The organism is Stenotrophomonas sp. 115C5, from assembly GCF_056861055.1.
Genome location: NZ_JBSPUQ010000013.1, coordinates 56,704 through 78,951, shown reverse-complemented (window position 1 = coordinate 78,951; position 22,248 = coordinate 56,704). Strand labels below are relative to the sequence as shown.

20 protein-coding genes and 1 tRNA gene are annotated in these 22,248 nt (G+C 67.7%); 3 read left to right on the top strand and 18 right to left on the bottom strand.

Annotation, left to right across the window (positions count from 1 at the left end; translation table 11 throughout):
• Window positions 1–55: 55 nt before the first annotated feature.
• Together AC13FN_RS15180 and AC13FN_RS15175 are read right to left on the bottom strand one after the other, a co-directional pair.
• On the bottom strand, window positions 56–352 hold the full coding sequence (locus tag AC13FN_RS15180) for a cell division protein ZapA (RefSeq protein WP_005410899.1): 297 nt from the start codon (window positions 350–352) through the stop codon (window positions 56–58).
• Window positions 349–570, bottom strand: coding sequence for a TIGR02449 family protein (locus tag AC13FN_RS15175; RefSeq protein WP_005410898.1), 222 nt, complete (start codon window positions 568–570; stop codon window positions 349–351). The genes AC13FN_RS15180 and AC13FN_RS15175 overlap by 4 nt, the downstream gene beginning before the upstream one ends.
• Window positions 571–723: 153 nt before the next feature.
• Here AC13FN_RS15175 and AC13FN_RS15170 point away from each other — a divergent pair, with 153 nt between their 5' ends.
• Complete coding sequence (locus AC13FN_RS15170) at window positions 724–1,272, top strand: YecA/YgfB family protein (RefSeq protein WP_049437176.1); 549 nt, start codon at window positions 724–726, stop codon at window positions 1,270–1,272.
• 5 nt (window positions 1,273–1,277) lie between these two features.
• Window positions 1,278–2,600, top strand: a complete 1,323-nt coding sequence (locus tag AC13FN_RS15165; protein WP_152906278.1) for an aminopeptidase P N-terminal domain-containing protein — start codon at window positions 1,278–1,280, stop codon at window positions 2,598–2,600.
• A gap of 582 nt (window positions 2,601–3,182) precedes the next feature.
• Here AC13FN_RS15165 and pepQ read toward each other — a convergent pair.
• The 7 genes from pepQ to rph all read right to left on the bottom strand — a co-directional run bounded on the left by pepQ (window position 3,183) and on the right by rph (window position 10,351).
• Window positions 3,183–4,514, bottom strand: a complete 1,332-nt coding sequence (gene pepQ / locus AC13FN_RS15160; protein ID WP_049437173.1) for a Xaa-Pro dipeptidase — start codon at window positions 4,512–4,514, stop codon at window positions 3,183–3,185.
• A gap of 75 nt (window positions 4,515–4,589) precedes the next feature.
• Window positions 4,590–4,964, bottom strand: coding sequence for a PilZ domain-containing protein (locus tag AC13FN_RS15155; protein ID WP_197645325.1), 375 nt, complete (start codon window positions 4,962–4,964; stop codon window positions 4,590–4,592).
• Entirely contained in the window at window positions 4,961–7,240 is a 2,280-nt protein-coding gene (locus AC13FN_RS15150; protein ID WP_482984722.1) for a DUF1631 family protein, read from the bottom strand. Before AC13FN_RS15150 ends, AC13FN_RS15155 begins: the two co-directional genes overlap by 4 nt.
• A 123-nt stretch (window positions 7,241–7,363) precedes the next feature.
• Window positions 7,364–8,590: a radical SAM family heme chaperone HemW gene (gene hemW, locus AC13FN_RS15145; protein WP_043400308.1), complete on the bottom strand. Its 1,227-nt coding sequence runs from the start codon at window positions 8,588–8,590 to the stop codon at window positions 7,364–7,366.
• A gap of 56 nt (window positions 8,591–8,646) precedes the next feature.
• A complete protein-coding gene (gene rdgB, locus AC13FN_RS15140) occupies window positions 8,647–9,243 on the bottom strand; it encodes an RdgB/HAM1 family non-canonical purine NTP pyrophosphatase (protein WP_111202675.1) in 597 nt (198 codons plus the stop codon).
• On the bottom strand, window positions 9,240–9,629 hold the full coding sequence (locus AC13FN_RS15135; protein ID WP_197579939.1) for a VOC family protein: 390 nt from the start codon (window positions 9,627–9,629) through the stop codon (window positions 9,240–9,242). Before AC13FN_RS15135 ends, rdgB begins: the two co-directional genes overlap by 4 nt.
• Window positions 9,626–10,351, bottom strand: a complete 726-nt coding sequence (rph, locus tag AC13FN_RS15130; RefSeq protein ID WP_008267511.1) for a ribonuclease PH — start codon at window positions 10,349–10,351, stop codon at window positions 9,626–9,628. Before rph ends, AC13FN_RS15135 begins: the two co-directional genes overlap by 4 nt.
• Window positions 10,352–10,475: 124 nt before the next feature.
• Here rph and AC13FN_RS15125 point away from each other — a divergent pair, with 124 nt between their 5' ends.
• On the top strand, window positions 10,476–11,336 hold the full coding sequence (locus AC13FN_RS15125; protein WP_019661992.1) for a YicC/YloC family endoribonuclease: 861 nt from the start codon (window positions 10,476–10,478) through the stop codon (window positions 11,334–11,336).
• A 57-nt stretch (window positions 11,337–11,393) separates the two neighbouring features.
• Here the strand turns inward: AC13FN_RS15125 and selD are convergent, their stop codons facing one another.
• The 9 genes from selD to fdnG form a co-directional block, all read right to left on the bottom strand.
• Window positions 11,394–12,473: a selenide, water dikinase SelD gene (gene selD / locus AC13FN_RS15120; RefSeq protein ID WP_049437163.1), complete on the bottom strand. Its 1,080-nt coding sequence runs from the start codon at window positions 12,471–12,473 to the stop codon at window positions 11,394–11,396.
• 26 nt (window positions 12,474–12,499) lie between these two features.
• A tRNA-Sec gene (locus AC13FN_RS15115) sits at window positions 12,500–12,595 on the bottom strand.
• Window positions 12,596–12,619: 24 nt separating this feature from the next.
• The gene (gene selB, locus AC13FN_RS15110; RefSeq protein WP_478415257.1) at window positions 12,620–14,551 is read right to left on the bottom strand and encodes a selenocysteine-specific translation elongation factor; all 1,932 of its coding nucleotides are present in this window, start codon (window positions 14,549–14,551) and stop codon (window positions 12,620–12,622) included.
• Window positions 14,548–15,972: an L-seryl-tRNA(Sec) selenium transferase gene (selA, locus tag AC13FN_RS15105; protein ID WP_482984721.1), complete on the bottom strand. Its 1,425-nt coding sequence runs from the start codon at window positions 15,970–15,972 to the stop codon at window positions 14,548–14,550. The genes selB and selA overlap by 4 nt, the downstream gene beginning before the upstream one ends.
• A gap of 4 nt (window positions 15,973–15,976) precedes the next feature.
• Window positions 15,977–16,960: a formate dehydrogenase accessory protein FdhE gene (gene fdhE / locus AC13FN_RS15100; RefSeq protein ID WP_049453689.1), complete on the bottom strand. Its 984-nt coding sequence runs from the start codon at window positions 16,958–16,960 to the stop codon at window positions 15,977–15,979.
• Complete coding sequence (locus tag AC13FN_RS15095) at window positions 16,941–17,159, bottom strand: hypothetical protein (RefSeq protein ID WP_482984720.1); 219 nt, start codon at window positions 17,157–17,159, stop codon at window positions 16,941–16,943. Before AC13FN_RS15095 ends, fdhE begins: the two co-directional genes overlap by 20 nt.
• A 270-nt stretch (window positions 17,160–17,429) precedes the next feature.
• Complete coding sequence (locus AC13FN_RS15090; protein ID WP_054172435.1) at window positions 17,430–18,077, bottom strand: formate dehydrogenase subunit gamma; 648 nt, start codon at window positions 18,075–18,077, stop codon at window positions 17,430–17,432.
• Complete coding sequence (fdxH, locus tag AC13FN_RS15085) at window positions 18,074–18,991, bottom strand: formate dehydrogenase subunit beta (protein WP_478415255.1); 918 nt, start codon at window positions 18,989–18,991, stop codon at window positions 18,074–18,076. The genes AC13FN_RS15090 and fdxH overlap by 4 nt, the downstream gene beginning before the upstream one ends.
• A 10-nt stretch (window positions 18,992–19,001) precedes the next feature.
• Window positions 19,002–22,070: a formate dehydrogenase-N subunit alpha gene (fdnG, locus tag AC13FN_RS15080; protein ID WP_152906277.1), complete on the bottom strand. Its 3,069-nt coding sequence runs from the start codon at window positions 22,068–22,070 to the stop codon at window positions 19,002–19,004.
• Between the last annotated feature and the right edge of the window lie 178 nt (window positions 22,071–22,248).

Genomic DNA, 22,248 nt, shown 5'->3' with positions numbered 1-22,248 from the left:
GGCGTTTCCGGCACGGAAGGGGCGAATGCGCCTTAATTCCCTCCGTCCCTTTTTTCTACGGGGTGCCGTCGATGGCGCGGTCCAGGCGCCGGTTCAGATCGGCCAGCGTCTGCTGCAAGGCCACCGCTTGGCGGGCGTTTTCGTCGCGCAGCAGCTGCAGTTCGTGGGCCAGGTTCAACGCGGCCAGCACGGCGACGCGATCGACCGCGGCCATGCGGTTGCTGCCGCGGATCTCGCGCATGCGCGCATCCAGCAGGCGCGCGGCGGCCATCAGGCTGTCGCGTTCATCGCCGCCGACGCCCACGGTGTATTCACGATCGAGGATGCGGACACTGACCGGTTCGGCGCTCATGTGTGCTGCTCCAGGGATTTGAGCCGGCTGATCATTGCTTCCACCCGCGAACGTGCCTGCTCATTCTTGGCCAGCAGCGTCGAGCGCTCGGCCACCAGCTGTTCCTGCTGGTGGCGCAGGCTGCGGTTCTCCTCGGCCAGGCGCTGGTTGCGTTCAAGCAACGCTTCCACGCGGGCGGCGAAGTCCTGCAGCTGGGCAAGGGGATCAGCGGGTTCCATACGGGCACGATAGGCAAGCCGGGTAAGGGCGGTCAAGCGTTGTCGCAGCAAGGCTGGACGGCTGCGGAGAGGATGCCGTCGGGTTGCTACACTACGGGGTCTCACGGGCGCGCGCGTGCGCGCCCCGGGTTTCCTTTCCGAACGAGCCGCACGATGACCGAACTTCCCTCCGTCGACGACGTTACCCGCGCCAGCCAGGAACTGGGCCTGGGCGCCACCGCTGCCGAGCTGCACGGCGCGCTGTGTGGCTGGCTGGCCGCCGGCGGCGCCCCCGGCAACGACTGGCCGGCGCGCGTGCTGGCCGACGACAACCTGGCCCCGGTGGCTGCCGACAGCGTGCTGGCGCAGCTGCTGCAGGTCACCATCAAGCAGCTGGAAGACCGTGACTTCGCCTTCGAACTGCTGCTGACCGACAACGATGACGTGTCCGCGCAGGCCGATGCCATGTTCAGCTGGACCCGCTCGTTCCTGGGCGGCTTCGGTCTGGGTAGTGGTGGCAACCGGCCAGCCCTGTCCGAAGAGGGCGAGGAAGCGCTGACCGACATGGCCAGCCTGGCCCGCGCCTCCAGCGAGGATTTCGAGGCCGGCGGCGATGATGACGACGAAGCCCTGTCGGAGATCGAGGAATTCATCCGCGTGGCGGTGCTGCTGCTTCACGGTGACGTGGTGCTGGCCTCGCGCCATCGGCAGCGCCTGAACTGATGGACATCAAGCAGCGCACCGGCATCGCGGCCGGCGAATACAAGCGTCGCCGCCGCCAGCTGATGGACATGGCCGGCGAGGACGCGATCCTGGTACTGCCGGCCGCAGCCGAGAAGGTGCGCAGCCTCGACACCCATTACCCGTTCCGCCAGGATTCGGACTTCCAGTACCTGAGCGGTTTCCCGGAGCCGGAAGCGGTGCTGGTACTGATCCCGGGCCGCCGCCACGGCGAGGCCATCCTGTTCTGCCGCGAGCGCGATGCCGAGCGCGAAGCCTGGGACGGCAGCCGCGCCGGCCAGGAAGGCGCGGTATCGCAGTACGGTATGGACGATGCCTACCCGATCGACGATCTGGACGACATCCTGCCGGGCCTGCTGGAAGGCCGTTCGCGCGTCTACTACCACTTCGGCCGCGACGCGGATTTCGACCTGAAGCTGATCGGCTGGGTCAACCGCGTGCGTTCGCAGGTGCGCCACGGCGCGCAGCCCCCGCACGAGTTCCTGGAGTTGGGCCACCTGCTGCACGAGCAGCGCCTGTTCAAGTCCGGCGCCGAAGTGGCGTTGATGCACCACGCCGCGCAGATCAGCGTGCGTGCGCATCTGGCGGCGATGAAGGCTGCCAGGGCGGGTATCCACGAGTACGAACTGCAGGCCGAACTGGAACGCGTGTTCCGTGCCAGCGACGCTGTGCCGGCCTACTGCAGCATCGTCGGTGCCGGTCGCAACGGCTGCATCCTGCATTACCGCGACAACAACGCGCGTTCGCGCGATGGCGAGCTGGTGTTGATCGACGCCGGTGCCGAATACCGCGGCTATGCCAGCGACATCACCCGCACCTTCCCGGTGAATGGCCGCTTCAGTGCCGAGCAGCGTGCGCTGCACGACCTGGTCGGCGATGCGCAGGCCGCCGCGTTGGCCCAGGCCAAGCCGGGTGTACCGTACGAGGCCGGCCACCTCGCCGCAGTGCAGACCCTGACCGAGGGCCTGCTGCGGCTGGGCCTGCTGAAGGGCACGCTGGAAAAGAACCTGTCCGAAGGCCTGTACCAGCGCTTCTACCGGCACAAGACCGGGCACTGGATCGGCATGGACGTGCACGACGTGGGCGACTACCGCCTGGCGGGCGATTCGCGCCTGCTGGAGCCGGGCATGGCGTTCACCATCGAGCCGGGGCTGTACATCGGCGTGGACGACACGACGGTGGAGCCGCGCTGGCGCGGCATCGGCATCCGCACCGAGGATGATGTGCTGATCACCGATGACGGCCATCGCGTCCTGACCGAAGGCCTGGCGCGAAGCGCCGACGAGATCGAAGCGGTGATGGCGGGGTAAGGGGGGTCGGCAGGGCTTGCAGCCCTGCACCCGCAGAGGCAACAGCAACAGCAACAGCGGGCTATCCGTGGGATGGCGGGGCACTGTGGGTTTGCGGGGACGCCGTGAATCCATCCCTGGAGGCTTGGTCGCCGCATCCATGCGGCTCACACCCCGCAAACCCACAGTACCCCGCCTTCGACAGGTTCACGGGGCTGTTGGTGGGTGCCGACCGTTGGTCGGCACATCTGTCAGACATCGAATGAATCATCCACGCATGGCGTGGATCTACTGGCAATTGCGGCTGTTGGCACGCGCGGCTGTTGGTAGGTGTCGACCTTGGTCGGCACAGAGCGAGCGCAGCGAGCGACCCGCTTTTGCTTTTCTTTATTTCTTTTCCGTGGTTGGACGCGGCAGGAAACTGTCAAGGGCTGGGCGGGGGGGGGGTGGGGGGGCGGGGGGGGCCGGCGGGGTGGGTTTGCAGGACCGTTGGCGCCATGGATGGCGCCATCGAGCCCCCATGGATGGGTTTACGGCGTGTCCTGCAAACCCACCCCGCCCGGCCAAGCGCGGCTTTTGATTCAACGGGCAACCACGAGGGGCTCAGCCGTTGGCCGCCGCAAACGCCGGCCGCGTCAGGTTGTCCGCTTCGCCCTCGGTGCACAGCACTTCGTCTTCGATGCGGATACCGCCATACGGACGGAAGAAGTCCACGCGGTCCCAGTTGATCGCATCGCCATGGCCGGCGTCCTTCACTTCATTCAACAGCATGTCGATGAAGTACAGGCCCGGTTCGATGGTCACCACCATGCCCGGTTCCAGCACGCGGGTCAGGCGCAGGTACGGATGGCCGGCCGGGCGCTCGATGCGGCCACCTTCGTCACTGGCCGCGAACCCCGCCACGTCGTGCACCTGCAGGCCGATCAGGTGGCCGATGCCGTGCGGGAAGAACGCGGCGCTGACGCCGGTCTCCAACGCGGTCTGCGGCGACACCTTGATCACGCCGAAGTCCTTCAGCACGCCCATCAGTGAAAGATGCGCGTCCACGTGCAGCTGCTTGTAGTCAAAGCCCGGCCGCACCGCCGCGCACATCTGCTGCTGGGCAGCGTCGACGGCGGCGATCATCGCCGCGAACTCGTCGTGGCCCTGCGCGGCGTAGGTGCGGGTGATGTCGCTGGCGTAGCCGTAGGCGCTGGCACCGGCATCGATCAGGAAGCTGCGCAGCGGCTGCGGCGCCTTGCGGCCCAGCTCGGTGTAATGCAGCACGGCGGCGTGTTCGTTCAACGCCACGATGTTGCCGTACGGCAGCTCGTTGGCGTCCTGGCCAACGGCCTGGCAGTACGCCATGTGGATGCTGAACTCGTCGGCGCCATTGCGGAACGCGGCCTCGGCAGCACGGTGGCCGCGTACGCCCAGCACCTGCGCCTGGCGCATCAGCGCGATCTCATACGGCGTCTTGCTGCCGCGGTGCCATTCCAGGTAATTCACCACCGGCGCCGGGTTGTTCGGCACGTAGTTGCCCAGCGCGCTCTGCGGCTCGCCGAGGATGGCGCAGCGCGCCGGGTCGGCCGGCAGCAGGGCCAGCGCCTCTTCGGGCTTGCGGATGATGTGGATGTCGAAGTGCTCCACCCACCAGCCGCTGGGGGCGTCCGGCACCACGTGCCAGTAGTCGAAGGGCTGGTGGAAGATCACGGCCGGGCGCTTGCCCGGGGTGAACACGATCCAGCTGTTGGGCACGCGGGTCAGCGGCAGCCAAGCCTTGAACTGCGGATTGACCGCATATGGGTAGTCGCGGTCGTCGAACACCTGGTAGTGCAGGGTGCCGCTGGGCACCACCAGGTGATCGAAGCCACCGCGGGCCAGCGCCTGTTCGGCACGTCGGCACAGCACGGCCAGGTGGTCGGAATACAGGGCGCCGGGGTCTTGCTGGATCATTGCGGTGGCTCGACACGGAAAACGGCCCTAGATTCTGCCGCATACCGCGAAAAACCGCTGTGCCGGAACCGGCACTCAGGCCGTCGAAACCGGTCCCTCGTCGCTGTCCTCGCCCACCCACTGCCGCAGCAGCTGCCGATGCTCGCGTGACAGGGTGAGGAAGCGGAAGCCGGTCCAGCTCTGCCCGGGAACGTGCGCGGGCTCGCTCCACAGCAGATGCACGCCCACATCGATGTCCTGCTGGCGGCCGTCACCCAGTGGCAGCGGGAAGCGCAGCTGGTACAGCGCATCCTCGCGCAGCGGCACGCTGGCCAGCATCAGCATGCCGGTTTCGGAGACATTGCCGAGGCGCCCGACCACGCACTCGCGCATCTGGTCGGTGACCGGCACCAGGTCCGAGACCTGGCGGCGCGGCGCGCGGCGGGTGTCCTGCGGCGGTACGGCTTTCATGCGGGGGTCTCCTGTGCGCGGCCCGTGGCCAGTGCACGCAGTGCACCGAGGCTGGCTTCCCATGCACGGTCGACCAGCCGGCCCTTGTCTTCGGTGACCAGCTGCGCGCGCCCGGCACTGATCTGCCGTGCCAGCGTATCCAGGTCGGTATCGGTGATCTTCTGCCCGCGCGCATTGACGAACAACGCGTGGCCGGTCAGCAGGCTGTACCAGGACAGGCGCTGGCGGCGCAGCGTGCCATCGCCCGTGTCGATGTCGAACCAACTGCCGAACGGCAGCGTGGACAGCTGCTGGTAGGCCACTTCTTCAGCACTGCTGCGCGGTGTGGCAGGTGCGGTGCCACTGTTCGTGCCGGCGTGCTCGCCCAAGCGCGCACGTGCCTTCAGGCGTGCGCTGAGCTCGGTACGCGAGGTGCTTTCATCCTCGCCGCCGGGCGTGGCCAGCCTGCGCGCGACGGCGGCGGCTTCCTCGGCGTGGTAGCCGACCTGCAGCAGTGCGGCCTCCACGTCCGCTGCCAGCGCGGTATCGGTGCCGCCAGGGGCGTCGATGGCCTGTGCGGTGATGGCGGCGATGCGCTCGGTCTGCTGCAGGCGTTCCTGCCACTGTGGCGAATCGTCACCATGGCGCAGGCGGGTGAGGGTCAGTGCATCGGCCCAGGCCTGGCGCAACAGGGTCTGCACGAAGCGCGGCGGCGACTGCGTGTCGCAGCACTGGTCGATCTGTGCGGTGGCCTGGCGACGGGCCAGTTCCAATCGTTCCTTGCCGCGCGCGGCTTCCACATGGCGGCGCTCGGCCAGTTCGGCACGATGGGCCGCCGCGCGCTGGTGCTGCTGCACGTCTTCGTTGGCGGCGGCAAAGGCCTCCGGCGCACGCGCATCCTGCCCCAGCAGGCCCTGCACGCTCTGCGCCATGCGCTGCAGCAGCTGTGGGTCCACATCGTCATCGCCCAGCCAGTTGGCGCCGACTTCGGCGATCTGGTTGAGCAGCTCACGCGCGGGGTGTTCGTCGCGCACGAAGAAGCCCGGGTCGGCCATGGCCGCGCGTGCCAAGGGCACCTGCAGGCGCGCCAGCAGGGCGGCCGGCACTGGATCCGGACGCTGCTGCTGTTGCACCTGCTGCATCAGCATGCGCAGCAGGTCGAGGTTGTCACGGTCGTGACTGCCCAGCTGGGCCTGCGCACCATGCTCGCTGCGCAGCTGCGCGACCACGGCAGCCTGCAGGTCGGCCACTCCGGTTGCGGCACTGGACTGGGCCTGCAGGCGCGCGAGGACCGCGTCGACTGCCGCGCTGGGCACCGCGCCGCTGTCCGCCGGGGCAGGGCTGGCGTGCCGTGCCTGCTGCAGCAGTTCATGCAATGCACCGCCGGTGGACGTGGTTACGCCCGGCGTGGCGGGGCCGGTTGCGCCGCCCCCGTGGAAGGCGTCCTGTACCAGGCTGGACCAGGAGCCGGCCGGTGCCGAACCGTTCCAGCCGGTCAGGGGGGCTGCGGCGCGCTTGGCCGGCTGCGTGGTGCGGCCGCCCCCCACCGACTGGGTGATGATCCGCCGCGTGCTCGACGAGCGTGCCAGGTAGGGGGTGTAGACCAGCCCCGGCAATACGCCGGACTGGGCCAGCAGGGCATTGGCACGGTCAAGGATATCGCCCAGCCGTTCCAGCACCTGCCGTTCGAAACTGCGATACAGCGCCAGCTGTACCTCGACGCTCAGCGCGTCCTGTTCGGCAATCCGGCGCACCATCGCGCACAGTGCCTGCGGTGCCAGCGGCAGGGTGTCGGCCTCGAAGGCCGGCGCCGCCGCCAGTACGCCCAGGCGTTGGCCCAGCAGGTTCAGTGTGTTGGTTGAACGCAGGGTCTCGCGCCGCACCATCTCGGTCAGCAGCAGGTCGCGATCCACTTCATGCTCATCAACCAGCGACAGCCCGAGCATGCCCGGCAGCGCGGGCGGCGTAGCACTGGTGCTGACACCGCTGGCCGGTTCGCGCAGCCGTGCGAGGGCATCGGCCACGGCATCGAGCATACGGTCGGCGAAGTGGCCGGCGAAGGCGTGCAGCTGTCCACGCTGGGCCATCAGCTCGGCCTGCTGCTGCGGATTACGTGCGCGGTCGGCGTCGTGCAGCAGGGTCTGCTCCAACGCCTCCACCGTCAGGATCAGGGGCGCGGCCAGCGTCTGCCGGCACAGGCCGATCAGCGCGCCCAACAGCTCACGTACCCGCGGTGGCAGGTCGCTGGCGGCCAGTCGGTTCTTGTCGGCAGGAGTGATGGAAAAGACGGCTGACATCGGCAGGCGGTACCCGGATTCCCGCGGATCGATCTGGTGAATCTACCGTGTCGGCCGCTGTCGGCGCTACTTTAGGGTGGATGTGCCTTCCGTTCGCCAGGCATGGCCCTCTGTCACGCGAGATCAATCTTCCAGGAACAGGCTCACCACATCGTTGGTGAAGCGGCGGCCCAGCTCGGTCGGCTGCACATGGCCATCCGTCACGTCCAGCCAGCCGCGCTGCACGGCCTCGGCCAGCGGTGCGTCCAGTACGCTGCGCGGCAGGCCGGTGCGCGACTCGAAATCGCGCAGGCCGAAACCTTCGTGCAGGCGCAGCAGATTCAGCATGTACTCGAACGGCAGGCGCTCGGGCGCGATCACATCGTCACCACCGAACGAGGCCGGGGTACCCGCGCTGTCCAGGTAGGCCTGCGGATGCTTCAGCTTCCAGCGGCGCAGCACGTGTTCTTCGGCGCCTGAACTGATCTTGCCGTGCGCACCGGCACCGATGCCCAGGTAATCGCCGAAGCGCCAGTAGTTCAGGTTGTGTGCGCTCTGCCGGCCGGGGCGCGCATAGGCGCTGACTTCGTACTGGCCGAAACCGGCCTGCGCGAGCAGTGCCTGGCAGTGTTCCTGCATGTCCCAGGCGTTGTCTTCATCGGGAATGCCCTGCGGCGGCCGCGCGAAGAACACCGTGTTCGGTTCCAGGGTCAGCTGGTAGTGCGAGATGTGCGCCGGCTGCAGTGCGAACGCGCGTTCCAGATCGGCCTCGGCGCCGGCCAGGGTCTGTTCCGGCAGCGCGTACATCAGGTCGATGTTGAAGTTGTCGTAGCCCGCGTCCTGCGCCATTTTCACCGCGCGCTCGGCTTCGCCACTGTCGTGGATACGGCCCAGGCGCTTGAGCATCGCGTCGTCAAAACTCTGGATGCCGAAGCTGAGGCGGTTCACGCCGGCCGCGCGATAGCGGTCGAAGCGACCGTGCTCGGCGGTGCCCGGGTTGGTCTCCAGGGTGATCTCGGCATTGGGCGCGAAACGCAGGCGCGCGCTGGCCTGCTGCAGGAAGCGGTCGATCGCTTCCGGCGGGAACAGGCTGGGCGTGCCGCCACCGAAGAACACGCTGTGCACCACCCGGCCCCAGACCAGCGGCAGGTCCTGGTCCAGGTCACGCAGCAGCGCGTCGATGTAGGCATCGAACGGCAGTTCGCCCTTGGCCTGGTGCGAATTGAAATCGCAGTACGGGCACTTGCGCACGCACCACGGCAGGTGCACGTACAGCGACAGCGGTGGCGGCACCAGCCGCGGCGGGCTGTCGTGGTCAGCGGAGCAGGCTTCGCCGGGCAGGTGGTTGCAGTGGTCGTGGGCGTGCGGCATGGGCTTCTTCGGTAGTGCCGGCCGCTGGCCGGCTTCCCTGGTTCGATCGGGTGGCGTCAGTACAGCGTCGCCAGCTGTTGCTTGAGCTGCTGCAGGGCGAGGGCGCGGTGGCTGATGGCGTTCTTCAGCGCCGGCTCCATTTCCGCGGCGGTCAGGCCGTGGGTGGTGTCCAGGAATACCGGGTTGTAGCCGAAACCATTCGTGCCGCGCAGCTCGCGGATGATCTGGCCCTCCCAACGGCCTTCGCAGATCAGCGGCTGCGGGTCGGTGGCGTGGCGCAGCAGCACGATCACCGCATAGAAGCGGGCGCTGCGCTGGCCGTCGGGAACATCGGCCATCGCGTCCAGCAGCTTGGCGTTGTTGGCCGCCGCGTTGGTCGGGTGACCGGCATAGCGCGCGCTGTACAGGCCCGGCGCACCGCCGAGGGCATCGACGATCAGGCCCGAATCATCGGCCAGCGCCGGCAGGCCGGTTGCTTCGCAGGCGGCGCGCGCCTTCAGCAGCGCGTTCTCGACGAAGGTCAGGCCGGTCTCTTCCACGTCACCCAGGCCCAGCTCAGCGGCCGAGGTGATCTGCAGCGGCAGGTCGGCGAGGATCTCCTGCATCTCCACCAGCTTGCCGGCGTTGTGGCTGGCCAGTACCAGTTTCTTCATTGACGGGGCTCCAGCAGGTCCCAGGTGTTGCCATACAGATCGCGGAACACCGCAACCGTTGCATAGGGTTCTTCGCGCGGCGCTTCCAGGAACTCGACGCCGGCGGCCTGCATCGCCGCGTGGTCGCGGTGGAAGTCGTCGGTGTTGAGGAAGAAGGCGACGCGGCCACCGGTCTGGTTGCCGATGCGGCTGCGCTGCGCCTCGTCGCTGGCACGGGCCAGCAGCAGCGCGGCGGCGCTGCCGTCGGTCGGGCCGACCACCACCCAGCGCTTGTGGCCCTGGTCGATGTCCTCCAACAGTGCGAAGCCGAGCTTGCCGGTGTACCAAGCGATGGCTTCGTCGTAATCGGCCACCACCAGGGTGGTCAGGGCAAGGCGCCGGTTCATGCCGACAGCGCTGCCTGCTGCGCGGCCAGCAGCTCGCGCACGCCCTTTTCGGCCAGGCCCAGCAGCGCGTCCAGCTCGTCGCGACGGAACGCATGGCCTTCGGCGGTGCCCTGCAGCTCGATGAAGCCGCCACCGTCGTTCATCACCACGTTCATGTCGGTGTCGCAGTCGCTGTCTTCGGCGTAGTCCAGGTCCAGCACCGGGGTGCCGCGGTAGACGCCCACCGACACGGCGGCCACTGCGCCCAGGATCGGGTTGCGCTTGATGTCGCCGCGCTTCATCAGCACGTTCACTGCATCGACCAGGGCCACGTAGGCGCCGGTGATGGCGGCGGTGCGGGTGCCGCCGTCTGCCTGCAGCACGTCGCAGTCGAGGGTGATGGTGCGTTCGCCCAGCGCGTTGCGGTCCACGCACGCGCGCAGGCTGCGGCCGATCAGGCGCTGGATCTCCAGTGTGCGGCCGCCCTGCTTGCCACGGGCCGCTTCACGGTCGCTGCGGGTGTGGGTGGCGCGCGGCAGCATGCCGTACTCGGCGGTGACCCAGCCTTCGCCCTTGCCGCGCAGGAAGCCCGGCACGCGGTTCTCGACGCTGGCGGTGCACAGCACGCGGGTTTCACCGAAGCACACCAGCACCGAACCTTCGGCGTGGCGGGTGAAGCCGCGTTGGATGACGACCGGGCGGAGCTGGTCGGGCTGGCGGCCGCTGGGGCGGGAATCGGACATGGTGCGGGTTCCGTAATGGCGAGGGAGTACGCCGCCACGCCCGCGGCCTTCACGGGGCGGGCAAGGGGGCTCTGGTGAGGGCGCTAGGGTACCATTCCCCCTTTGCACGCACCGGACACAATCCATGATTCGAAGCATGACCGCCTATGCCGGCGGCGAGCGGGTCACCCCGTGGGGCACGCTGGGTTGCGAGCTGCGCTCGGTCAACCACCGCTTCCTGGAGGTCGGCACCCGCCTGCCCGAGGAACTGCGGGCGCTCGAACCGCAGCTGCGCGAGCGCATCGCCGCACGCCTGAGCCGTGGCAAGCTGGATCTGGTGATGCGCCTGCGCGCGCCGGAGGCGGCGGCCAACCTGCAGGTGGACGAGGCCCTGCTGGGCCAGCTGGGCCGCCTGGCCCACCGCCTGACCTCCGATTTCCCCAACCTGCAGGTCAGCTTCACCGACCTGCTGCAGCTGCCGGGCGTGACCCGCGGCGAGGCCACCGATGCCGCCGCGCTGCAGGTCGAGGCACTGGCCCTGCTGGACCAGGTGCTGGACGGCTTCGTCGAGGCCCGTGAGCGTGAAGGTGGCAAGTTGTCCGCGGCCATCAGCGAGCGCGTGGACGGCATCGAACGCATCGCCACCGAAGTCCGCACGCTGATTCCGGCCATTCGCGACGGCCAGCGTGCCAAGCTGGCCGCACGCCTGGCCGACCTGCCGCACCCGGTCGATCCCGGCCGCGCCGAGCAGGAACTGGTGCTGTGGCTGCAGAAGCTGGACGTGGATGAAGAGCTGGACCGTCTTGGCAGCCACATCGTCGAGATCCGCCGCGTGCTCAAGCAGCGTGAGCCGGTCGGCCGCCGCCTGGACTTCCTGCTGCAGGAGTTCAACCGCGAAGCCAACACGCTGGGCTCGAAGTCGGTGGACAGCCGCACGTCCAATGCCGCGGTGGAGCTGAAGGTGCTGATCGACCAGATCCGCGAACAGGTGCAGAACATCGAGTGATGCTGCACCCGGCGAAACGACAAGGGCGCCTTTGGGCGCCCTTGTCGTTTCCGCGCATCAGCGCACGCTGACGCCCGGCGCTCCTTCGCCCAAGCGCCCCACCACGGCCGCCTGGACGAACCCTGCGTCGTGGAAACAGGCCAGCACCGCATCCACCGCTTCCGGGGCACAGGACACCAGCAGGCCGCCACTGGTCTGCGGATCTGTCAGCAGCGGCTGCCAATGTGCTGGCAAGCCCTCGGCGAAGCGCACCTCGGTGCCATAGGAAGCCCAGTTGCGGTGGGAGGCGCCGGTCACGCAGCCACGCTGCAGCAGCTCCAGTGCCTGTGGCAGCAGCGGCACCTGTGCACTGTCCACCTCGGCGGCAACGCCACTGGCACGGCACACTTCCAGCAGGTGGCCGAGCAGGCCGAAGCCGGTGACGTCGGTCATCGCATGCACGCCGTCCAGCGCGGCCAGCGGCACGCCCACGGTGTTAAGTCGGGTGGTCGACTCGATCATCTGCCGGTAGCCGTCGGCGTCCAGCACTTCTTTTTTCAGTGCTGACGAATACACGCCCACGCCCAGCGGCTTGCCCAGCACCAGCACATCGCCGGCGCGGGCATCGGCATTGCGCTTGAGCCGCTGCGGATCGAGCACGCCGATCGCGGCCAGGCCGTAGATGGGTTCCACCGAATCGATGCTGTGGCCGCCGGCCACCACGATGCCGGCATCGGCGCAGGCGCGTTCGCCACCTTGAAGGATTCCGCGGATGGTGTCCTGCGGCAGGCTGTTGATCGGCATGCCGACGATGGCCAGTGCGAACAGCGGGCGCGCGCCCATCGCATACAGGTCCGACAGCGCGTTGGTGGCGGCGATGCGGCCGAAGTCGAATGGATCGTCGACGATCGGCATGAAGAAATCAGTGGTGGCGACAATCGCCTGGCGGTCATCAAGGCGGTACACCGCGGCGTCGTCGCTGGTCTCGCGACCAACCAGCAGCTCAGCCGGTGCCGGAAGCGCCGGCACGCCGCGCAGCAGTTCGGTCAGCACGCCCGGCGCGATCTTGCAGCCGCAGCCGCCGCCATGCGCGAGAGACGTCAGTCGTTGTGGGGCATCGGCCGTCGAAGGGGCGGGGGACTGCGCGTGCGTGGCCATGCCGACATCTCCTGCGGAAACACGAATGGCGGAAGGCAGCAGGAGTCGAACCTACCAGGGAACGATCGACGCCCCCTACTGGGTTTGAAGCCCAGCCGCATGCCCGGATGCGCATGCCTTCCGAAAGTACGGCGGTAGCGGTGGGCTCAGTCGCGGACTGCGTTCCACTGCAGGTCGCCACGCGGCCGATGCTGGTCACCGACGCGTCGAGTGTAGCCAACGCGATTGAAGAACTCCAAGATCTGGATGCTGCGTTTGCGGCCCAGGCCGATGGCATCGCGGAAGGCCGCCGCATCCACCGTGCCGCTGGCCTGTGACAGCTGCGCGACGATCGTGGCCAGCTCGGCGATGCGCGCCGGTGCGTAGAACAGGTCCGGCACCACCTGGAACAGTTCGCCACGTGCGGCGGCGCGGCGCAGGACGGCGCGGACCTCGTCTTCGGCCAGTCCGAAGTCGGCGGCCAGGGTGCGCACCCATGGCGGATCGAAACCGCCGTCATGCAGCTGCGGCAGCACACGTTCCAGCAGGAGGCGTTCGCGTTCCGGCGGCGCATGGTCATGGCCGGGCAGGCGCCACCAGGCGCCCACGCGTTGTACGCTGCCGTCGTCCAGCAGGTCCTGCAGCAGCGCATTCCAGAGGCTCACTGCAAGTGAGGGCAGGGTGCTGCGCTGCAGGCGCCCGCTGTCGACACCGGGTTCGTCGGGGCGTCGCTCATGCCAGCCGCGCAACGACGTGGTCACCTGCTCGCGCAAGGCCTGCCAGTGCGAGGCAAGGATGACCACCGTGTCTTCGCGGGTAGCGATGCGTTGCGCGTCCTTGGGTAGTTCGATCTGGTCGGCCGCGCGCCGGCAGTAGCGTTGCAGCGCGGCCATGGCAATGCCGAAGGGCGCCTGCTGCAACAGTGGGCCGATTCCCGCACCCGCGGCCAGTTGCTCCAGGGCTCCCAGCCACGCGAGCCGTGCCGGGCTGCGCCGGCGCCGCTGTGGCGGGTCCGGATCGAGCACGATGCCGCCGCCCAGCGTGTGGGAGGCCGCTGAATCGCGGGCGATGAAGCGATCGCCACACATCGCACAGACCGGTGCATCGAACACCAGCTGCACCAACTGCCCATCGCCTTGGTCCGGGTCCTCCAGCAGCACCACATGGGCCTGCCGGTGCATCGTGCCCCAGTGGATATGCAGCGGCGCCCAGTCGCGCAACGGTGCGGCCAACGCGGACAGCCGCAGCCGTACATCAACGCGGGTGGTGGCCAGCAGTGCGCGCGGGTCGGCGATCCAGTCGCCACGGCGGATGTCGTCACGGGCGATGGCTGCCAGGTTCAACGCGCAGCGCTGCCCGGCCATCGCGTGGTCGCTGGCCTGGTTCTGCGCGTGGATGCTGCGTATGCGTACTTCAGTGGCGGCCGGCATCAGCTGCAGATGCTCACCCACCAAGGCGATGCCGCCATGTACCGCGCCGGTCACCAGCGTGCCGTGGCCGGCCAGCGAGAACACGCGGTCCACCGGCATGCGGAACAGCTCGCTGCGCAGTTCGGCCTGGCGCGCGCTGGCGTCGTCCGCCGCCCACGCGTGCAGCTGGGTACGCAGTGCGCTGATGCCGGCATCGTCGGGTGCGGTGCTGTTGCAGGCGAACAGAGGAGAATCCTGCAACGGTGTCGCGGCCAGCAGCGCAGCGATCTCGATCTCGACCCGGGCGATGCGCGCTGCATCCACACGGTCGATTTTGGTCAGGGCCACCGCACCCCGGTTCACGCCCAGCAGTTGCAGGATGGCCAGATGCTCGCGGGTCTGTGGCATCACGCCGTCGTCGGCAGCGATCACCAGCAGGGCGACATCGATACCTGTGGCGCCGGCCACCATCGTATGCACGAAGCGCTCATGGCCCGGCACGTCGACGAAACCCAGTGTCGTCGCCGGGCCTTCAACGTCCCTGCTTTCCACCGGGACATAGGCATAGCCCAGTTCGATCGATATGCCGCGCGTACGCTCTTCCTGCAGGCGATCGGTTTCGATGCCGGTCAGTGCGCGCACCAGGCTGGTCTTGCCATGGTCGATATGCCCGGCGGTGCCGACGATCATGCCTGCAGCATGCTCCATTGGGCCAGGAAGACCGCTTCGTCGGCGGGTTCCAGGCAACGCAGGTCCAGCCACAACGCGTCATCGGCGATGCGGCCCAGCACCGGCCGCGGCAGCTGACGCAGGCGCTTGGCCAGGCGATCCAGTCCGCCACGGCGTGCGCTGGCAATGCGCAGTCCGGCACTGGCCAGCTGCGCCTGCGGCTGCGCGCCGCTGCCGATCTGGCTGTGCATCGACGCAGGCTCGAGGGTGTAGTCCGCCGCCAGCGAGGCACGCATCGGTTGCAGCAGGCGCTGGGCCTGTGCATCGATGTCGTCCTGCGTGCGCGACAGGGTGCGCAGGGTCGGCAGGCGCTGTGCCAGCAGCTCCGGTTCGCGATACAGGGCCAGCACCGCTTCCAGCGCGGCCAGTCCCATCTTGTCCATGCGCAGTGCCCGCTTCAGCGGGTTGCGGTTGATCCGTGCGATCAGGTCGGCGCGGCCGGCGATGATGCCGGCCTGAGGCCCGCCCAGCAGCTTGTCGCCACTGAACGAAACCAGATCGGCGCCGGCTGCCAGCGTTTCCTGCACGGTGGGCTCGTGCGGCAGGCCGAACGTGGCCAGATCGCACAGGCTGCCACTGCCCAGGTCCACCACCAGCGGCAGGCCATGTTCGTGCGCGATTGCCGCCATCGCCGCGGTGTCGACCTTGGCGGTGAAGCCGGTGATCGCGTAGTTGCTGGCGTGCACCTCCATCAGCAGTGCGGTGCGCGCGCCGATGGCGTTGGCGAAGTCAGCCGGATGGGTACGGTTGGTGGTGCCCACTTCCAGCAACCGCGCACCGGCGCTGCGCATCACGTCGGGAATGCGGAAGGCGCCACCGATCTCCACCAGTTCGCCGCGCGACACCACCACGTCGCGGCGGTTGGCCAGGCTGTTGAGCAGCAGCAGGACCGCCGCCGCATTGTTGTTGACCACGGTGGCGGCTTCAGCGCCGGTCAGTTCGCAGATCAATGCCTGCACCCGTGCATCGCGGTCGCCGCGACGACCACGGATGACGTCGAACTCCAGATCCACCGGCGCGGTCATCGCGCGGCTGACCGCGTGCACGGCGGCATCGGGCAGCAATGCGCGCCCGAGATTGGTGTGCAGTACGGTGCCGGTCAGATTGAACATCGGCTGCAGATCCAGCCGTGCATCGGCCGCCAGTGCGGACTCGATCGCCGCGACCAGCGCCGGATCGCCAACCGCTTCCTGCAGCTGCGCGGCCGAAAGCTGGCCGGCGCTGATACGGTCCCGCAGCACCTGCAGGTGCGAACGCAGCAGCTGGGTGATGCGGCTGCGGCCGTGGCCCTCGATCAGTGCTGCCAGGGCAGGCAGACGCAGCAACCGGTCCAGCGAGGGCAGCGCGGAAACCGATGCCGGGGTGGGGGGCGTGGCTGTCATCGCCTCACTCGCCGTCGGATTGCCACAGCAGCGGATTCTGGCTGGCGCGCGCATAACCTTCTTCGCCCAGCAGCAGGTCCAGCGCCAGCGTGCCGAGGTCATCGGCGACAGGTTCCAGTGAGGGATCCTTTTCCAGGTACAGGATCTTGCGGTAGCTGTGGCAGTGGTCGCAGGTCTCGGCACGGACCGCGCTCTCGCGCACCGCCTCGCCGCTGTCGCCATCCACATCGGCCAGGGCGCGGTAGGCGATGTCCTTGCCGGCGGTGCCACACTGGCTGCACTGCACGCGCACGTAGTGCCACTGGCAGGCGCAAAGCGAGCACGACAGGTAACGGTAGGACGCATAAGGTGGACGTGCCTGCACCACGCTGACCACCGGTAGCGAGCCGCACAACGGGCACAGGCCGGGTGCATCGGCCAGCGGTTTCAGGTCGGTGGGGCGGAAGCTGTCCGCCAGCACCGCCCAGTAGACCTGCAGTGCGTTCATCACCAGCAGCGCCGCGACCGCGTCCACCGATGGCGCATCATCACGCTCCAGCACGGCATGGGCCTGCGCCTCCAGCCAGGCATCGTCGGCCGCAGCGACGCGCTGCAACTCCTGGCGGGTTTCCGCCGGCAGCCCGGCTTCGTCGGCACAGTGCTGGCACAGCGTGCGCAGCCAGTCGCGCCAGCGTCCATCCAGGTGAAGTGTGTTGGCCGGCCGCAACGGCATGCCGGCACCGACCGCCGCACTCGACTGCTGCGCACGTGCCTGCGACTGCAGCGTCTCGCGTTGCTGTGGTGTCAGCTCGTCCAGCAGCGCCTGCTGTGCATCGGCCAACGCCGCCAACAGCTGCAGGTAGCCGCCGATGGCACTGTGCGCGGCCAGGCTGCGCAGGCGCGTCGCGCGCTCGGCGAACAGGGACGCGACATCGGGCAGGATGATGCGCGGAACATCGCGCGAGGCCAGCGTCTCGATCTCACCGGGTTCAAGGATGCGTTGCGCCATGCAGGGCCAGCCAGAAGAACCAGTCTCCATCCTCGCCGTTGTCGGCGCTGGCGTCCAGCGTGTTGCCGGCCATTTGAAAGGTTGGGGTCAGATCCGTTTTCCATAGGAAAACGGATCTGACCACATCGGCTGGTTGAAAGTGAATCCCGACCGTTGGCCGGGATTCGATCAGTGCCGACCAATGGTCGGCACCCACCATCAGATCGCAGGAAACTGTCGAAGGCGGGGTGGGTCCGGTTGCGGGGGCGTGAGCCGCATGGGTCGGGCGCATGCGCCCGACGGGTTGGGCAGGACGCCCAACCCCGGTCTTGCCGTGTGCGCAGGAAAGCGCACACGAGCAAGCGGCGACCGAGCTTACATGGACGTACTTGCAGCGTCCCCCGCAACCGGACCCACCCCGCCATCTCGCAGGAGACCTGCCTTCGGCGTTGACGTTGATCCGGCGGGTGCAGGGCCGCAGGCCCTGCCGCTACCCCTCTTCCCGGCGCCCGCGCAGGATGTCCCGGAACCACTGCCGGTGATGCTTGTACGCCCACCCGTAGGTCACCTTCCCCTGGGTCATCGCCCGCACCGACCCCTTGATCCAGATCGCCGCATAGATGTGCACCACGATCGCGCAGATCAGCACCCAGCCGAACAACGCGTGGGCAAGCACCGAGAAGCGGATCACCCCGATCGGGAAGAAGTGGCTGAAGTACTGCCGCCAGATCACGAAGCCGGTCAGCAGCAATGCCGACAGGCAACCGATGATGGCCCAGAACAGCAGTTTCTGGCCGGCATTGAAGCGACCCACCGGCGGCAGCTTCTCATCCTCGTTGCGCAGCACATCGCGCATCCCGCGCATCCACTTGCCATCGTCGGCGGTCGGCAGATTGTCGCGCCACATGCGGAACGCCAGCAGCGCAAAGCCCACCACCATGGCCAGGCCGATGAACGGATGCAGGATGCGGGTCCACGGGCCGCCGCCGAACAGCTGGGTCAGCGGGAACAGGGCAGGGTGGAACAACGCCAGCCCGGACAGCGCGGTCAGCACGAAGCAGATCGCCACGATCCAGTGGTTGATGCGGGTCGGCGCGCGGTAGCGGATGATCTGTCGCGGGTGCGGTGCGTACTTCATGGCCGCTGCTCCTCTTCGATCTGCTTCGCCTCGTGTTCGGCTTCCTCTTCTTCCTCGTCATTGACCGTGTTGCGGCCGATGCCGATGTAATGCAGGAAGCCGGCGAAGGCGGTGGCAGCGATCGCCAGCACGCCCAGCGGCTTGGCCACGCCCTTCCAGAGCTCCACCATCGGGCTGATGCGTGGGTCCTTGGGCAGGTCGGCGTACAGCTCGGGCTTGTCCACATGCTGCAGCACGTACATCACGTGGGTGCCACCCACGCCCTGCGGGTCGTACAGCCCGGCGTTCTCGTAGCCGCGTGATTTCAGGTCTTCCACGCGGCCGGCGGCATGTTCGGTCATCGCCTGCTTGCTGCCGAAGGTGATCGCGCCGGTCGGGCAGGTCTTCACGCAGGCCGGCTCCTGGCCAACCGCCACCCGGTCCGAACACAGCGTGCATTTGTAGGCCTTGTGGTCCTTCTTGGAAATGCGCGGCACGTCGAACGGGCAACCGGTCACGCAGTAACCGCAGCCGATGCAGTTTTCTTCCTGGAAGTCGACGATGCCGTTGGCGTACTGGATGATCGCGCCGGGCGATGGGCAGGCCTTCAGGCAGCCCGGGTCGCTGCAGTGCATGCAGCCTTCCTTGCGGATCAGCCACTCCAGCTTGCCCTTCTCGTCCTCGTACTCGCGGAACTTCATCACCGTCCACGACTGGTCGCTGAGGTCCGGCGGATTGTCATAGCTGCCAACGCAGCTGCCCACTTCGTCGCGCAGGTCGTTCCACTCCATGCACGCGACCTGGCAGGCCTTGCAGCCGATGCATTTGCTCACGTCGATCAGCTTGGCGACCTGGCCGGTGTGCGCACCGCGCGCTTCCGGCGAGGGCGTGGTGGTGGCCGAGCGGCGGATGATGTCCAGCGATTGCAGTGACATGGCGTGTCTCCTACACCTTCTCGACCTTGACCAGGATGCACTTCGATTCGGGCGTCTGCGAGTTGCCGTCACCGATGGCGTTGGTCAGCGTATTGGCGATGTAGCCGGGTTTGGCCGCACCGAGGAAACCCCAGTGGATCGGAATGCCCACCTGGTGCACGGTCTTTCCATCGATCTGCAGGGCCTTGATGCGCTTGGTCACCATCGCAACGGCTTCGATATGGCCGCGCTTGGAACTCACGCGCACGCGGCTGCCGTTGTTGATGCCCAGCTCGTCGGCCAGTGCAGCACCGATTTCGACGAACTGTTCGGGCTGGATGATGGCGTTGAGCTTGCCGTGCTTGGTCCAGAAGTGGAAATGCTCGGTCAGGCGGTAGGTCGTGGCCACGTGCGGGAACTCGTCCGGCGAACCGATCTGGGCACGGTCGCTGGCGAACACGCGCGCGGCCGGGTTGTTGAGCGTCTGCGCCTGGCCCGGGCTGAGCGGGTTGCTGCGCAGCGGAGTATCGAAGGGCTCGTAGTGCTCCGGGAACGGGCCTTCGGCCATGCCGGCCTTGGCGAAGAAGCGGGCGATGCCTTCGGGGTTCATGATGAACGGGCCCATGCCGCCGGCTGGGTCTTCGTCGGCCTTGAAGTCCGGCACGTCCACGCTGCCCCAGTTCTTCCCGTTCCAGGCCAGCAGGGTGCGCCGCGGATCGAACGGCTGCCCGGCCACGTCGCACGAAGCGCGGTTGTACATGACGCGCCGGTTGGCTGGCCACGCCCAGGCCCAGCCCAGCGTATTGCCGATGCCGGTCGGGTCGCTGTTGTCACGCCGTGCCATCATGTTGCCGGTCGGGCCCCAGGCACCGATGTAGATCCAGCAGCCGGAGGACGTACTGCCGTCGTCGCGCAGGTCGCTGAACGCGGCCAGCTGCTCGCCGGCCTTGCGCACCAGTTTGGTCGGGTCCTTCGGATCGAACACATCCACCAGCGCCTTGCCGTTGTATTCCATCGCCAGTTCTTCCGGCGTTGGTGCCTCGGGGTTGGAGTACTTCCAGGCCAGGTCGCGCACCGGGTCCCACCACGCACCGCCGTCCTTCTGGTACATCGCTTTGATGCGGTGGAACAGCTCGGACATGATCTCGATGTCGCTGCGCGCTTCGCCCGGCGGATTGGCACCCTTCCAGTGCCACTGCAGCCAGCGCGAGGAGTTCACCACCGCGCCGTTCTCCTCGGCGAAGGACGTGGTCGGCAGGCGGAACACCTCGGTCTGAATGGCGCTGGGATCGACATCGTTCAACGCGCCGTGGTTCTGCCAGAACGCAATGGTCTCGGTTTCCAGCGGGTCCATGCTGACCATGAACTTCAGCTTGGAGAACGCACTGATCAGCTTGCCCTTGTTCGGCGCCGAGGCCAGCGGGTTGAAACCCTGGCAGATGTAGCCGTGGATCTTGCCTTCGTTCATCAGCTCGTACGCCTGCAGCATGTCGTACGGCTTGTCGAGCTTGGGAAGGTAATCGAAACACCAGTTGTTGTCGGCGGTGGCGGCGTCGCCCCACCACGATTTCATCAGACTGACGTGGAACTTCGGGTAGTTCTGCCAGAACGACATCTGGTTGGCGCGCAGCGGTTTCTGCGTGCGCTTTGCGATGTAGGCGTCGTAGTCCTGCTCGTCCTGTTTCGGCAGCGTGAGGTAGCCGGGCAGCAGGTCGGACATCAGGCCGATGTCGGTCAGGCCCTGGATGTTGGAATGCCCGCGCAAGGCGTTCATGCCACCACCAGCTACGCCGATGTTGCCCAGCAGCAGCTGCACCATGGTGCCGGCACGCACGTTCTGCGCGCCGATCGAGTGCTGCGTCCACCCCAGCGCGTACAGGATGGTCATCGCCTTGTCCTTGCCGGCGGTGGACGCGATCATGTCCCAGATCTGACGGATGCTGTCGGCCGGCGTACCGCAGATGCGCTCGACCATCTCCACGGTGTAGCGCGCGTAGTGCTGCTTGAGCAGGGTGTAGACGCAGCGCGGGTCCTGCAGCGTCGGGTCGCTGCGCACGAAGCCATCGTCACCGTAGGCGTAGTCCCAACTGGAACGGTCGTAGCTGCGCTTCTCTTCGTTGTAGCCCGAATACAGGCCGTCCTTGAAGGCGAACTCGTCCTTCACCAGGAACGACATGTCGGTGTAGTTCAGCACGTACTCGTGCTGGATGCGGTCCTCGGTCAACAGGTAGTTGATCAGGCCGCCCAGGAACACGATGTCGGTACCGGTGCGGATCGGCGCGTACACGTCGGCCACCGCAGCCGAGCGGTTGAAGCGCGGATCGACCACGATCAGCCGGGCCTTGTTGTGTGCCTTGGCCTCGGTCACCCATTTGAACCCGCACGGGTGCGCCTCGGCGGCATTGCCACCCATGATCAGGATCAGGTCGGCATTCTTGATGTCGACCCAGTGATTCGTCATCGCACCACGGCCTAGCGTCGGGGCAAGACCTGCCACCGTCGGGCCGTGTCAGACACGTGCCTGGTTGTCGAATGCCAACATGCCAAGGGAGCGGACGACCTTGTGGGTCAGCACCGCGGTTTCATTGCTGGTGGCCGAGGCCGCCAGCATGCCGGTGGTCAGCCAGCGGTTGACCGTCTGCCCGGCTTCGTTCTTCTGCACGAAGTTGGCATCGCGGTCGTCCTTCATCAGCCGCGCGATGCGGTCCAGCGCATCGTCCCAGCTCAGGCGCTTCCACTCATTCGAGCCCGGCGCGCGGTACTCGGGGTAGAGCAGGCGCGACTTGCTGTGGATGATGTCGGCCAGGCCGGCACCCTTCGGGCACAGCGTGCCGCGGTTGACCGGATGGTCCGGGTCGCCTTCGATATGGAAGATGCTCGGCTCGGCGTTCTTGGCGCCATCGCCGAGGCTGTACATCAGGATGCCGCAGGCCACCGAACAGTAGGTACAGGTGTTGCGGGTCTCGGTCGCGCGGGTCAGCTTGTACTGCCTGACCTCCGCGAGCGCGATGCCGGGCGCGAAGCCCATCAGTGCCAGACTGGAGCCGACCAGGGTTGTCCCGGTCACTTTCAGGAACTGGCGGCGGCTCATCGATGGCATGCCGTTCTCCTGGGATGGCGGGGAGGCGCAGGCCTCCGGGCTGTCGTTGGGTACGGCCCGGTTATAGCACAGGCCCCCGCACGCCCATGTGGCACAAGGCCCGGCGCCTGCCGGGCGGGCGCGCAACGGGGCCGCTCTGGTAAAGTTGCGTGCCCGCACCCCGGGGAAGCGTCTGCCG